Raw genomic sequence first — 13,500 nt, 5'->3', positions numbered from 1 at the left:
CCCGCCCAATGCACTGGTGGGTGCCAACCTTGGTTGGCACGCCTTCCCGCTACGGCTCTACGCGGAACGGCCCATGCCCCTGCAGCTCCTGCTGGTAGCGCCGCACATCGCGCCGTTCCTGCCGGCACCAGTCCTGCAACGCCTCGGCGAACTCCGGATCGGCTACCCAGTGCCGGCTGCGCACCAGTGTAGGCAGGAAGCCGCGCGCCAGCTTGTGCTCGCCCTGTGCGCCGGGTTCGAAACGGCTCAGGCCTTCGCGCAGGCAGTACTCGATGCCCTGGTAGTAACAGGCTTCGAAGTGCAGGCCGGGCAGGGTGGCGCCGCCCCAGTAGCGGCCGTACAGCGTGTCACCGCCGCGCAGGCACAGCGCGCCGGCAATCGGCTGGCCTTCCTGCTCGGCCAGGAACAGCACCAGCCCGCGTCCCAATGAAATGGCCAGATGGCGCAGGAAGGGCTCGGTCAGCGCCGGGGCATTGCCGTATTCCAGGAAGGTCTGCAGGTAGAAGCGGTACATCGCCTGCAGGTCGGCGCGACTGGCCTCGTCGCCGTGCACCACGCGGAAGCTGATGCCCTGGCGGGTGACCTTGGCCCGTTCCTGGCGGATGTTCTTGCGGTGCTTGTGGTTCATCGCGCCGAGGAGCTGGTCGAATGTCGCCCAGTCACCCGGGTTCTGCCACTGGAACTGCACGTCCTCGCGCAGCAGCCAGTCATCGCCGAACAGCGCTTCGTCCGCTGCGGTGTGGAAGTTGATATGGGCCGATGACACCTCCAGTGCCGGCAGTGCATCGCGCAACGCCGACAGCAGCGTAGTGCGCTCTGAATCGTGACGGGCCAGCAGGCGCGGCCCGGTGACCGGCGAGTACGGCACCGCGCCCAGCCACTTCGGGTAGTAGTCGCGGCCATGGCGGGCATAGGCATTGGCCCAGGCGTGATCGAACACGAATTCGCCGTGGGAGTTGGTCTTCAGGTAGCCCGGAATTGCGCCGATCAGGCGCTCGCCCTCCCACAGCGTGAAGTGCCGGGGTTGCCAGCCCCAGTCCTCGCGCAGGCAGCCGTGCTCTTCCAGGCCTGAGAGGAAGGCGTGGCTGATAAACGGATTCTGGCCGTCGTGCAGGGCATCCCAGTCGGTGGCGGGAATGGACTGAAGGGAGTGGAGGAAGCGGGTGGAGGGCATGGTTGGCAAGGATAGGCCAGGTGGATCGCGAACGGTGTTGGCGGAGCTGGGTTGGTTTGTTTCGGTTGGAGGTGAGGAAAATTTGAATTCTCCATCCGTGTGCGCTGTGTTGCGGAATCGCCGTCGCGCGGCTGGGCAGGGTGGCGGGACGCCGCATGAGCGGCGTGTGTCCCACCACATGGAGGAATCAACAATGAAGGGATTGAAGCTTGCAACTGCCGCGGTCGCGTGCGGCCTGATCTTTGTGCCGCCCGTGTTGGCTTCTGGAGATCAGCCGGCGAAAGTGCTTGAGGATGCAGGTGCTCACGCGGAGGCGGTTGCGCTGTTGGAGCGTGAAGCTTCGAACCAGCTGACGCGTCATTTGCAGGAGAGGGGTGAACTGCGACAAATCAGCGTCAGCATCCGTCTGGATGTGAAGGCAAGATCGATGGTGATCAGCTTTGGGCCTGGATACCTTCCCGGCCCGGATCGCGGTTATGACGAGCTCTTCCTGATTCCGATGGCGTCTACGTTGAGGTACTACGCCGAGAAGTCGGGACTGGATGTGAATGATATTGACTTCCTGTTTGACGGAAAAACCCTTGAGGAATACTACCCCGAGGATCTGGCCGTTCCGCCGAAGACGAACGAGAAGTCGACGCATACATCAGCTTTGGTGTCAGCAAGCCATGGCTACATCAGCTTGCATCCCAGCAGAGAATGGAAGTTTCAGCGCCCAGCGCCTCTCGGCATTCAGGAAGACACGCTGAGTCCACTGTTTGGTGACGAACTGCAAGGATTGATCGAACAACGTAGCGGTTTGACGGTGCGCCGGGCACGCAGCCGCTCCACGGAACTCCATCCGGAGTCCGGGAAGCCATGGGAGCACATGTCATCCCGCTACCACCTCAAGGCGCTTTTCCCCGAACGCACCGACATGTGGAATGAGTTTCCGAACAGCCCAGAGTCTGCTCGCGAAAAGGAAGAGGACATACGGGCTCGCCCCAACTACGCAAACCATCTGGGTGTGGATGTGATGCTGAGCCTGCACACCAATGGCAGCGATTCAGCCAGTCTGCGTGGAACCGAGGTCTACTATCATCAGGACAAACCGCAGGACAAGGCGCTGGCGGATAGCATTCTCTGTGGGATGCGTGAAATCATCCGAGCGCAACCGGGCTATCGGGATTTCCCGATTCGCGAGAGTTCGACCTCGGCCAGGCACGGCGAGAACCGCATCGGGAAGATGCCCTCGGTGATCATCGAAACCGCCTACCACTCCAATCCTGACGATGTGGCCGCCTTGCAGGACCCCGTCTTCCGCTCGGCGTCGATGAAAGGGGTGGAGAAGGGCTATCGCCTGTGGGCAACGGGAAAGTCGTGTGAGCCGCTGTCCGGGCAGCCGATCGCAGATGTCGACGTTCCATCCGGCGACTCGCGCGAGGTGGACGTGGCGTTTGCGGGCCATCCGCAATTCCCGATCAGCCTGATCACCCGCAATACGCTGTGCCCATCAGGGTGGAGCTGCAGCGGACGGACGGTGGTCATCGATTCGCCTGACCAGCCCAGCAGGATGCAACTCAGCTGCGGTCGCGACAGCGTGGGGACGCTCGGCTGGGAGACGCATGTGTTGGATGCGGATGGGGTCAAGTCGCAGCCCGTGCCTCACACCGTTCGTTGTGTTCCCGATGCGGCCGGCCCTGATCGAAATGGCTTGCCTGAGAATACGGCTGCCGCAGGGATGTAACGAGAAAGGCCGACGCTTTCGCGTCGGCCTTTCTCCTGAGTCGAGCATGGCTCGACTCTACAGAGCATAATCAGCGCTTCAGCTGGCCTTGCCCTGCGCGTCCAGATAGCGCTCGGCGTCCAGAGCGGCCATGCAGCCGAAGCCGGCCGAGGTGATCGCCTGGCGGTAGTGCTGGTCGGCCACGTCGCCGGCGGCGAACACGCCTTCCACCGAGGTCTGGGTAGCGTTGCCGCCCAGGCCCGAACGGATTTCCAGGTAGCCGTTGTTCATCGCCAGCTGGCCGTCGAACAGGGTGGTGTTCGGGTGGTGGCCGATGGCCACGAAGAAGCCGTGGGCATCGATGTCGCGGGTGCCGCCGTCCAGGGTGGACTTCACGCGCACGCCGGTCACGCCGGCGTCGTTGCCCAGCACTTCCTCCACCTGGTGGTGCCAGACGGTCTCGATCTTGCCTTCGGCCACCTTCCTGAACAGCTTGTCCTGCATGATCTTCTCCGCCTTCAGGGTGTCGCGGCGGTGGACCAGGTAGACCTTGCGGGCGATGTTGGACAGGTACAGGGCCTCTTCCACCGCGGTGTTGCCGCCGCCGACCACGACCACGTCCTGGTCGCGGTAGAAGAAGCCGTCACAGGTGGCACAGGCGGACACGCCGCGGCCCTTGAACTCGTCTTCGGTCGGGATGCCCAGGTACTTGGCGGTGGCGCCGGTGGCGATGATCAGCGCGTCGCAGGTGTACTCGTGGCTGTCGCCGATCAGCTTGAACGGGCGCTGCGACAGGTCGGCGGTGTGGATGTGGTCGAAGATGACCTCGGTCTCGAAGCGCTCGGCGTGGGCCTGCATGCGCGCCATCAGGTCCGGGCCCATCAGGCCGTGGGCGTCACCCGGCCAGTTGTCCACCTCGGTGGTGGTCATCAGCTGGCCGCCCTGCTGCAGGCCGGTGATGACGACCGGCTTCAGGTTGGCACGGGCGGCGTAGACGGCGGCGGTCCAGCCGGCCGGTCCGGAACCGAGGATGACGAGGCGCTGGTGGCGGGAGGGCAGGCTGGTGCTCATGTAGACTCGCGAAAAGGTAGATGGGACAAGGCGCTGGCGATGTTTGCGCAGCATCCGTGGCTGGTCATAGAGTGGCGGCTGGGGCAGGGCGATTCAAGCCGATGAACAGAACGCCGTCATCCAGCGGTGGTTTCGGCCCTGTCCGGGCCCGGTCAGAAGTCGCATAACTGAAAACTGACGCCGTCTCATTTATTATCAATCACTAACAGCGCATTCCAAAGGTATGGTCTAAGGTGGCGAAGCAGGTCCCTGAACGCTCCAAGTCGGACGACAGCAAGGCGTCACGTCGCACGGCCGCGGCGGCGACGACCGACAATCCACGCCGCCAGCGCCTCTGGCGCGACCTGGGCCTGATCGCGATCGCGCCGGCCCTGCTCTATCTGGCGGCGAGTCTTTTCACCTATTCAGCGACGGATCCGGGCTGGTCGCATACCGGCAGCGTGGTCGCGCCGGTGCACAACCTCGGTGGTCGCGCGGGCGCCTGGATCGCCGACGTGCTGCTGCAGTTGTTCGGCTACATCGCCTTCCTGCTGCCGGTGGTGCTCGGTGCGCTGTCGTGGATTGCCATGTTCGGCCTCAAGCGCGAGAGCAAGGGCGAGAACGACCTGGACCCGGCGCTGCGCCTGGTCGGCCTGGTCGGTTTCCTGATTGCTGGCACCGGCTTCCTGCATGTACGCCTGTTCAGTGGCGATGTCTCCAGCGCCGGCGGCATTCTCGGCAAGCTGGTTGGCAATTCGCTCACGGTGGGCTTCGGTGCGCTGGGCGCGAACCTGTTCGTGCTGGTGCTGCTGCTGGCCTCGATTACCCTGGCCACCGGGCTGTCCTGGTTCACGGTGATGGAAAAGATCGGCCGTGGCGTGATGTCGCTGGCACCGTTGCTGGCGCGCAAGAAGGAAGAAGTCACCGAGTGGCAGCAGACCCGGGTGATGCGCGAGGAGCGCCAGGAAGTGCGCAAGGCCGATGCCGAGGTCCGCGCCAAGCGCGAGCCGGTGAAGATCGAGCCGCGCCCGGAACCGGTGATCGAGAAGAGTGACCGGGCCAAGCGCGACACGCAGATCCCGATGTTCCGTGGCGTCAACGGCGACGGCTCGGACCTGCCGCCGCTGGCCCTGCTGGACGACCCCAAGCCGCAGCCGGTGGGCTACGACAAGGAAACCCTGGACGCGCTGTCACGGCAGATCGAGTTCAAGCTGAAGGATTTCCGCATCGACGCCCAGGTGGTCGGCGCCAACCCCGGGCCGGTCATCACCCGCTTCGAGATCGAGCCCGCGCCGGGCATCAAGGTCAGCCAGATCAGTTCGCTGGACAAGGACATCGCGCGCGGCCTGTCGGTGAAGTCGGTGCGCGTGGTCGACGTGATTCCGGGCAAGTCGGTGATCGGCCTGGAAATTCCCAACGTCACCCGCGAGATGATCTACCTGTCCGAGCTGTTGCGCTCGAAGGAATACGACAAGTCGGCCAGCGTGCTGACCCTGGCGCTGGGCAAGGACATTGCCGGGCGCTCGACCGTGGCCGATCTGGCGCGCATGCCGCACCTGCTGGTGGCCGGTACCACCGGTTCGGGCAAGTCGGTGGCGGTCAACGCGATGGTGCTGAGCCTGCTGTTCAAGGCCTCGCCGAAAGACCTGCGGATGCTGATGATCGACCCGAAGATGCTCGAACTGAGCGTCTACCAGGGCATTCCGCACCTGCTGGCACCGGTGGTCACCGACATGAAGGAGGCCGCCAACGGCCTGCGCTGGTGCGTGGCCGAGATGGAGCGCCGCTACAAGCTGATGAGCGCGGTGGGCGTGCGCAACCTGGCCGGCTTCAACAAGAAGGTGAAGGAAGCGCAGGATGCCGGCCAGCCGCTGATGGACCCGCTGTTCAAGCCGAACCCGGAGCTGGGCGAGGCGCCGCGTCCATTGGAGACGCTGCCGTTCATCGTCATCTTCATCGACGAATTCGCCGACATGATGATGATCGTCGGCAAGAAGGTGGAAGAGCTGATCGCGCGCCTGGCACAGAAGGCGCGTGCGGCCGGCATCCACCTGATCCTGGCCACGCAGCGCCCGTCGGTGGACGTGATCACCGGCCTGATCAAGGCCAACATCCCGACCCGTATCGCGTTCCAGGTCAGCTCCAAGATCGACTCGCGCACCATCCTCGACCAGTCCGGCGCGGAGACCCTGCTGGGCCACGGCGACATGCTGTACCTGCCGCCGGGCACCGCGCTGCCCGAGCGCGTGCATGGTGCGTTCGTGTCCGATGACGAAGTGCACCGCGTGGTCGAGCACCTCAAGGCGATGGGCCCGGCCGACTATATCGACGGGGTGCTGGACGAGGTGCAGACGATGGGCGACGGCGTGGTCGTCGGTGCCACCGGCCTGCCCGAGACCAGTGCGGCCGGCGACGAGTCCGACCCGCTGTATGACGAAGCGCTGCGGGTGGTCACCGAGACCCGCCGCGCCTCGATTTCCGGCGTGCAGCGCCGGCTGAAGATCGGCTACAACCGTGCAGCGCGACTGATCGAGGCCATGGAAGCGGCCGGCGTGGTCAGCCCGCCCGAGCACAACGGCGACCGCACGGTGCTGGCACCGCCGCCGCCGAAGTAAGGCCCGACGTATCCCCCACGACGTCCAAGGAACCGACGCATGCTTCACCCCGTACCAAGCGCGCTGGCGCTGGCGCTGGCAGCCTTCCTGGCTGCCGGCCCGGCACTGGCAGAATCCGCCACCTCCGCGCCCGCCACGGCGCCGCCTTCCACCAGCGGCGATACGGAAGCCAGCAATAATTTCAGCATTGTCCGTTACCGCGCCGACTACCAGGTGCGGCCGGATGCGGGCAATGTGCAGACCGAAACCTACGAAGTCCTGCTCAAGACCAAGGCCTCGGTCGAGCAGTTCAGCCAGGTGCGGCTGAGCTACAGCGAGAAGATGGAAACCCTGGAGGTGCTTGGCGCCTACACCATCACCGCCGACGGCCAGCGCCGCGACGTGCCGGCCGATCGCATCTACACCCAGGAGAGCTACTCCAGCGCCTCGGCGGCGATGTATGCCGACCGCAAGGTGCGGGTGATCGTGTTCCCGAACCTGGCCCCGGGCACGCGCCTGTACTACCAGGTGCGCCGCACCCAGGCCACGCCGTACTTCCCGGGCTATTTCGGCCTGTGGGAGACCTTCAACGTCTTCACCGAGTACGAAGACGCCGAGGTCACCCTGACTGCGCCGGCCAACCTGCCGATGTTCGTCGACAGCCGCGGCGTGCAGGGCAGCGATCGCCCGACGGTGAAGAACGGCCAGGCACAGTGGCGCTGGCGCTACCAGCGGCGCGAAGCCATGCCGGCACAGAACTGGTCGGCGGCGGGCTGGGAGTTCGGCCCGAACATCATGGCCAGCACCTATCGTGACTGGTCGCAGATGGGACGCGCCTACCAGCTCAAGGCCGGCCCGGCGGCCGACGTGACCCCGGCGCTGCAGGCGCTGGCTGATGAGATCACCGCTGGCATCAGCGACCGGCGCGAGCAGGCCGATGCGCTTTACCGCTGGGTGGCGCAGAACATCCGCTATGTGGCGGTGTACCTGGGCAATGGCGGCCTGGAGCCGAACAGCGCGCAGAGCATCCTCGACAACCACTACGGTGACTGCAAGGACCATGTGACGATCCTGGAGGCGCTGCTGGCGGCCAAGGGCATCGCCAGCTCGCCGGTGCTGATCGGTGCCGGCGGCGGCCCCACGCTGCCGAAGATTCCGGTGCTGGGCCGCTTCAACCACGCCATCACCTACATCCCCGAGTTCGATCTGTATCTGGATTCGACCACCGCGTGGGCGCGCTTCGGGCAGCTGCCGGAAGGCGACCTCGGCGCACCGGTGATGCGTACCCGCGACGCCTCGTTGGCGCGCACCCCGGCCAACACGCCGGAGCGCAACGCCACCTCGATGGAAGTGCGTTTCACCTTCGACGCCAACGGCAACCTGCGCGGCGAGACCATTCCGAAGCTGGGCGAGAACGCCGAGATCGGCATGCGCGCCCAGTTCTCCCAGCTCAACGCGCAGAACCGTGCGCGCGCCGAGGAGCAGATCATGGCCGCGTCCGGTTTCGACGGGCGAGGGCAGCTGCAGATCCAGGGCGTGCCGGTCGACCTGACCCGGCCGTTCGGCTATCGCATGGCCTTCCAGGCCGAGGACTACGCCGACTTCAGCGTGGCCGGCGGCATGGCCGTGCCGGATCCGCCGGGCGGCGAGTCGGTGCGTGGCCTGTACGCCACCGCTTCTGCGCCGGCCAACGAGACGCCGTTCTACTGCAATGCCAGCCTGCGCGAGGAAACCTATCGCCTGCAGTTCCCGGCCAATGCGCCGATCATCGCCATCCCGGCCAACCAGCGTTTCACCAACGCCGCTGGCGAGTACCGCGTGGACTGGAGCCGCGAGGGGCAGGACGTGATCGTGCGCCATCGCTTGCAGCAGAACGCGGTGCGTGGCCCGGAGGCGCTGTGCCAGCCGCAGGACTACACCGCGTTCCGCGCGTTGTATCGCGAAGTGCGGCGTGGCTTCCGTGGCCAGGTGCTGTACGGCAAGCTGCCGGGCTCGGGCGGCTGAATCGCCGATGGACGTTCAGGGCGGCATAATGTCGCCCTGATCGCCCATTCATCTTTCCCCGGGCACACTGGCAACCACCTTTCCTGGCGCCCGCGCCCACAGGATTCCCGCATGAACTTCCGCTTCCGTCGTTTCCTTGCCACCACCACCCTGGCCGTGGCCTGCGCCGCCGCCGGCAGCGCCTGGGCAGGCGCCCGCGATGACCTGAAGACCTTCACCAGTGGCCTGAAGGGCCTGGATGGCCAGTTCAGCCAGCAGGTGTTCGACAGCCGCGGCAAGGTGAAGGAATCGACCAGTGGCCGCGTGGCCCTGTCGGCGCCGCGCCTGTTCCGCTGGGAATACGTGCGCCCGCACGAGCAGTTGATCGTGGCCGACGGCAAGAAGGTCTGGATGTATGAGCCGGACCTGGAACAGGCCACCGTGCGCGAGCAGGGCAAGGAAGAGCAGAACAGCCCGCTGACCGCGCTGATCAACCCAGCGCTGCTGGAACAGCAGTACGACGTCAGTGAAGAGGCTGCGCAGCGCGACGGCCTGCAGTGGCTGTCGCTGTCGCCGAAGCGCGAGACCGAAGCCAGCTTCCAGTACGCCGCGCTGGGCTTCAATGCCCAGGGCCTGGCCAAGATGGAAATCACCGATGCGGTTGGCCAGCGCACCGTGATCAGCTTCAGCGGCTGGAAGCGCAACCCGGGCTTTGCCGCCGGTACCTTCAGCTTCACCCCGCCGAAGGGCACCGACGTCATCGGTAATTGACCTGTGGGCGGAGGCGCCTTGGTGGGTGTCAACCTTGGTTGACATGCCTTTGATCTGCCGGCCAGCGGCCGGCACTACCGATCCTGTGGCCTGATCTGCCGGGCAGGGTTCGGTGCTGTCTGCTCTGGCGGGTGTCAACCGGCACCGTCATGGTGGGTGTCAACCTTGGTTGACACGCTCTTGATCTGCCGGCCAGCGGCCGGCACTACCACCCGTGCGGCCTGATCGCCGGCATGGCCCGGCGCTTTCTGCTCTGGTGGGTTTCAACCGGGACCGCCTTGGTGGGTGTCAACCGTTGGTTGGCACGCTTGGGATATGCCGGCCAGCGGCCGGCACTACCAGACATCGCGTCCCGCCGCCGGGCACGGCCCGGCGCTACCGTTGGGCGCCGCGGTACAATGACCGGGTGGCAAGACATCGTTCAACTTCCTTCCCTGGTCCCGATCTGCTGAGCGTCGATCGGGAACACCTGCGCCCGCTGGCCGAGCGCATGCGGCCGCGCACTCTCGACGAAATGGTTGGGCAGAAGCGCCTGCTGGCGCCGGACAGCGCGCTGCGTCGCGCGGTTGAATCCGGTCGCGTGCATTCAATGATCCTGTGGGGGCCGCCGGGCTGCGGCAAGACCACGCTGGCGCTGCTGCTGGCCGAGTACGCCGATGCGGAATTCCGTGCCATCTCTGCCGTGCTGTCCGGGCTGCCGGAGGTGCGCCAGGTGCTGGCCGAGGCCGCGCAACGCTTCGCGGAGGGCCGGCGCACCGTGCTGTTCGTGGATGAGGTGCATCGCTTCAACAAGGCGCAGCAGGACGCCTTCCTGCCGCACATCGAGCGCGGCACGATCCTGTTCGTCGGTGCCACCACCGAGAATCCGTCGTTCGAGTTGAATTCCGCATTGCTGTCGCGTTGCCGCGTGCATGTCCTGGAAGGCGTTTCGCCCACCGACATCGTCGAGGCGCTGGAACGTGCGCTGGGTGATCGCGAGCGCGGCCTGGGCGAAGAGGGTATCGAGGTCGCCCCCGAACTGCTTCTGGAAATCGCCACCGCTGCCGATGGTGATGTGCGCCGTGCGCTGACCCTGTTGGAAATCGCCGCGGAACTGGCGGGCGGGGAGGGAGGGCGCATCACGCCGCAGACCCTGACCCAGGTGCTGGCCGATCGCACCCGTCGCTTCGACAAGGGCGGCGAGCAGTTCTACGACCAGATCTCGGCGCTGCACAAGTCGGTACGCAGCTCCAACCCGGATGCCGCGCTGTACTGGCTGACCCGCATGCTCGATGGTGGCTGCGACCCGTCCTACCTGGCGCGCCGGCTGACCCGCATGGCCATCGAGGATATCGGCCTGGCCGATCCGCGCGCGCAGAGCATGGCGCTGGAAGCCTGGGACATCTACGAGCGGCTGGGCAGCCCGGAAGGCGAGCTGGCGTTCGCCCAGCTGGTGCTTTACCTGGCCAGCACCGCCAAGTCGAACGCCGGCTATGCCGCCTTCAACCAGGCCAAGGCCGACGTGCGCGAGAGTGGTACCGAAGAAGTGCCGCTGCACCTGCGCAATGCACCGACCAAGCTGATGAAGGAGCTCGGCTACGGCGCCGAGTACCAGTACGACCATGACGCCGAGGGTGGCATCGCGCTGGACCAGACGGGTTTCCCGGATGCGATGGGCGAACGGGTGTACTACAACCCGGTGCCGCGTGGCCTGGAAATCAAGCTGAAGGAAAAGCTGGACCGGCTGCGTGCCGAGCGCGAAGCGGCGAGGGCGGCAAAGGGTCGCTGACCCGGCTTATGTAGCGTCGAGCCGCGCTCGACTCCGCTCTGGACCGGGCCAGCAGCGCCTGCGGCAACGGCAGCCGAGCATGGGCTCGGCTCTACAGGGCCAATGGCAGCCGAGCATGGGCTCGGCTCTACAGGGCCAATGGCAGCCGAGCATGGCTCGGCTCCACATTGTTCCCGGCGCCGGTCTTTGGCACACTGCGCGGCCACTTTTTCAAGGATTGATGCCGTGCAGGAAATGATTCTGCCGTTGCAGCGCTACGCCCAGTTCGAGGGGCGTGCCAACCGTCGTGAGTACTGGATGTTCCAGCTGTTCATGCTGATCGTCTCCGCCGTCCTGATGGTGCCGCTCGTTGCCGGGCTGGTGATGCAGTCCGACGTCCTGGGCATCGCGTCGATCATCCTGTTTGTCGTGTTCTGGCTGGCCACGTTCGTGCCGGTCATCGCCGTCACCGTGCGCCGCCTGCACGACTGCAACCAGTCGGGCTGGATGTACCTGCTGGCCTTCGTTCCGTTCGGCGGCCTGGTGATCTTCGTATTCGCGCTGCTGCCGGGCACGCCGCAGGAAAATGCTTATGGTCCGGTGCCTTCGGGGCCGTGACATTTCGCGAGTCGAGCATGGCTCGACTCCACAAGAGGCAAAGAAAAGAAGCCGGCATTTCGCCGGCTTCGTCTTTACTTGATGGTGCAGTCGCCGAAGGACAGGTAGTCCGTGCCGGAACTGAACTGCAGCGTGCAGCTGGCGGTGAACGTCGCGCCTTCTTCCAGTGCGCCCAGCTTGGCCGCCTGCTGTTCGTCGTCGCTGGTCAGTCGGGCCAGGACATTGCCCTGGTCGTCGCCGGCCTCGATCAGCGGCTCGCCCGCCAGGTTGCTGGAAACGCTCAGGGCTACGGCAGTGAATGTCACCGTCTGGTTGAGTTGGTCCATGCCCAGTGACGAATTGCCGGCTTCTTCAAAGGCCTGGTAGAGCGTTGGCAGGTCCTGTGCGGCATGGGCGGCCAGCGGCGCAAGCAGGCCGAGGGAGAGGGCGATCAGGGTGGTGTGCTTCAAGGGAGTCTCACAATCATGGGATCCAATCCCATGCCGGTTGTGTGCAGATGAACGCGACCCGGATGGCGGCAAGTGCCCGCCATCCATGGCTGCGCTGGAAGCGGGGCGATCCAATGCCCCGATGGGCGGCAAAATAGGGGAATTGCTGCCCCTTGCGCAACCCGGGCATGCGCGCGCGTGATACACAGCGTGACGTTTGATCGATGTGATAATCATTCGCGTTTAAGGTAGACTGCGGTCCCTTGTGAACCGGCGGCCCTGGGCCGCTTCTGCCGCCGCTGATGAAGCACTTTGTTCCGCCTTCGCGCCGTGGTCCGCTGGCCCGCGGCTTGGCCGCCTTGATGATGGGTCTGCTCCTGGTCACCCCATATGCCCATGCACAGCAGCGCAACCCGCTGCAGAAGATCGGCCGCACCGTGCTCGACGAGCCGGCGGCCAGCTATCGCTTCGAGCATTTCGTGGTGGACAGCCCGGACCAGCAGCGCCGTTGGCGGGTGAACCTGGCGATCCCGGCCAAGGCCGGCAAGGTGCCCTCTCCGGTGCTGTACGCGCTGGACGGCAACGCCGTCGCGATGGTCCTGGATCAGCCGTTGCTGGCCGAGCTGGCCGCGCGCAAGGCGCCGCCGGTGCTGGTGCTGATCGGCTACGACAACGACCTGCGCATCGATTCCAAGGCGCGCACCCGCGACTACACCGCATGGATCGACCGTGCCGACGATGAGAGCGGTACGACCCAGGCGGTCGGCGGTGGTGCTGCGGCCTTCCTGGATGTGATCGAACGCCGCATCAAGCCGGAAGTCGAGCGTCGCGCACGCATCGATACGCAGCAGCAAGCGCTGTGGGGCCACTCGCTGGGTGGATTGTTCGTGCTCAATGCGCTGTACACGCGTCCGGCCGCCTTCCAGTCCTATCTGGCCGCCAGCCCGTCGCTGTGGTGGAGCCAGGGTGCGGCGCTGGGGGATCCGGAACAACAGTTCGTGCAGAACGTGCACGGCCAACCGGCAAGGCTCTGGCTGATGCTGGGCGGTGCCGAGCGTGTCGGTGATCGCGGCAAGCGCGACATGAACAATCCGCGCGTGGTCGCGCACCTGCGCCGCATCGGTGGCGCCACCCCGGATGCGGCGATGCAGCTGTCCGAGCGCTTGGGCAAGGTGCCGGGCCTGAGCGTGCAGTACCGCGAGTTCCCCGGCCTTGGCCACGGCCCGATGCTGCCGGCGTCCTTCCATGCGGCGCTGCATGAGCTGTACGGCGTGACCGATCGCAGCGCCGGCGATGGCGCGCCCAATGGCGGTGACAACGCCGCCGAATGAATCCCTTCGCACGCGCTGCCGTGCGACCCCACTACCCAGGCGAGGCTGCCGACGTGCAGCGGCCCAGGCAACCGATGACCCCCGCGCCACGTGGCGCGG

At 65.8% G+C, this 13,500-nt stretch carries 10 protein-coding genes; 7 read left to right on the top strand and 3 right to left on the bottom strand.

Annotated features, from left to right (window positions below):
* Nucleotides 1-49: 49 nt before the first annotated feature.
* Nucleotides 50-1,174, bottom strand: a complete 1,125-nt coding sequence (locus E5790_RS21215; protein WP_049439873.1) for a GNAT family N-acetyltransferase — start codon at nucleotides 1,172-1,174, stop codon at nucleotides 50-52.
* Between the two features lie 193 nt (nucleotides 1,175-1,367).
* Here E5790_RS21215 and E5790_RS21210 point away from each other — a divergent pair, with 193 nt between their 5' ends.
* Nucleotides 1,368-2,900, top strand: coding sequence for an N-acetylmuramoyl-L-alanine amidase (locus E5790_RS21210; RefSeq protein WP_229653761.1), 1,533 nt, complete (start codon nucleotides 1,368-1,370; stop codon nucleotides 2,898-2,900).
* Nucleotides 2,901-2,978: 78 nt separating this feature from the next.
* Here E5790_RS21210 and trxB read toward each other — a convergent pair whose 3' ends face one another.
* Nucleotides 2,979-3,950: a thioredoxin-disulfide reductase gene (trxB, locus tag E5790_RS21205; RefSeq protein ID WP_014647087.1), complete on the bottom strand. Its 972-nt coding sequence runs from the start codon at nucleotides 3,948-3,950 to the stop codon at nucleotides 2,979-2,981.
* A 233-nt stretch (nucleotides 3,951-4,183) separates the two neighbouring features.
* Here trxB and E5790_RS21200 point away from each other — a divergent pair, with 233 nt between their 5' ends.
* The 5 genes from E5790_RS21200 to E5790_RS21180 all read left to right on the top strand — a co-directional run bounded on the left by E5790_RS21200 (nucleotide 4,184) and on the right by E5790_RS21180 (nucleotide 11,642).
* On the top strand, nucleotides 4,184-6,544 hold the full coding sequence (locus E5790_RS21200) for a DNA translocase FtsK (RefSeq protein WP_014647088.1): 2,361 nt from the start codon (nucleotides 4,184-4,186) through the stop codon (nucleotides 6,542-6,544).
* Between the two features lie 39 nt (nucleotides 6,545-6,583).
* Nucleotides 6,584-8,527, top strand: a complete 1,944-nt coding sequence (locus E5790_RS21195) for a DUF3857 domain-containing protein (RefSeq protein WP_111206869.1) — start codon at nucleotides 6,584-6,586, stop codon at nucleotides 8,525-8,527.
* A 111-nt stretch (nucleotides 8,528-8,638) separates the two neighbouring features.
* The gene (lolA, locus tag E5790_RS21190; RefSeq protein ID WP_005413289.1) at nucleotides 8,639-9,277 is read left to right on the top strand and encodes an outer membrane lipoprotein chaperone LolA; all 639 of its coding nucleotides are present in this window, start codon (nucleotides 8,639-8,641) and stop codon (nucleotides 9,275-9,277) included.
* 490 nt (nucleotides 9,278-9,767) lie between these two features.
* Entirely contained in the window at nucleotides 9,768-11,045 is a 1,278-nt protein-coding gene (locus E5790_RS21185) for a replication-associated recombination protein A (RefSeq protein ID WP_229653762.1), read from the top strand.
* A 225-nt stretch (nucleotides 11,046-11,270) separates the two neighbouring features.
* Nucleotides 11,271-11,642 (top strand): DUF805 domain-containing protein, encoded by a 372-nt coding sequence (locus E5790_RS21180; protein WP_111206867.1) that lies wholly within the window; start codon nucleotides 11,271-11,273, stop codon nucleotides 11,640-11,642.
* A 74-nt stretch (nucleotides 11,643-11,716) separates the two neighbouring features.
* Here E5790_RS21180 and E5790_RS21175 read toward each other — a convergent pair whose 3' ends face one another.
* On the bottom strand, nucleotides 11,717-12,091 hold the full coding sequence (locus tag E5790_RS21175) for a hypothetical protein (RefSeq protein WP_014647092.1): 375 nt from the start codon (nucleotides 12,089-12,091) through the stop codon (nucleotides 11,717-11,719).
* Nucleotides 12,092-12,372: 281 nt separating this feature from the next.
* Here E5790_RS21175 and E5790_RS21170 point away from each other — a divergent pair, with 281 nt between their 5' ends.
* Nucleotides 12,373-13,401 (top strand): alpha/beta hydrolase-fold protein, encoded by a 1,029-nt coding sequence (locus E5790_RS21170; protein ID WP_032961047.1) that lies wholly within the window; start codon nucleotides 12,373-12,375, stop codon nucleotides 13,399-13,401.
* Nucleotides 13,402-13,500: the final 99 nt, after the last annotated feature.

The sequence above is a fragment of the Stenotrophomonas sp. PAMC25021 genome, assembly GCF_004795795.1.
Lineage (GTDB): Bacteria > Pseudomonadota > Gammaproteobacteria > Xanthomonadales > Xanthomonadaceae > Stenotrophomonas > Stenotrophomonas muris.
This window is presented reverse-complemented; position numbering and strand designations above follow the sequence as displayed.

Coding starts and splice junctions, on each gene's coding strand:
- E5790_RS21185 (WP_229653762.1), top strand. CDS start 9,768: ATGCGGCCGCGCACTCTCGACGAAATGGTTGGGCAGAAGCGCCTGCTG.
- lolA (WP_005413289.1), top strand. CDS start 8,639: ATGAACTTCCGCTTCCGTCGTTTCCTTGCCACCACCACCCTGGCCGTG.
- E5790_RS21170 (WP_032961047.1), top strand. CDS start 12,373: ATGAAGCACTTTGTTCCGCCTTCGCGCCGTGGTCCGCTGGCCCGCGGC.
- E5790_RS21210 (WP_229653761.1), top strand. CDS start 1,368: ATGAAGGGATTGAAGCTTGCAACTGCCGCGGTCGCGTGCGGCCTGATC.
- trxB (WP_014647087.1), bottom strand. CDS start 3,950: ATGAGCACCAGCCTGCCCTCCCGCCACCAGCGCCTCGTCATCCTCGGT.
- E5790_RS21215 (WP_049439873.1), bottom strand. CDS start 1,174: ATGCCCTCCACCCGCTTCCTCCACTCCCTTCAGTCCATTCCCGCCACC.
- E5790_RS21195 (WP_111206869.1), top strand. CDS start 6,584: ATGCTTCACCCCGTACCAAGCGCGCTGGCGCTGGCGCTGGCAGCCTTC.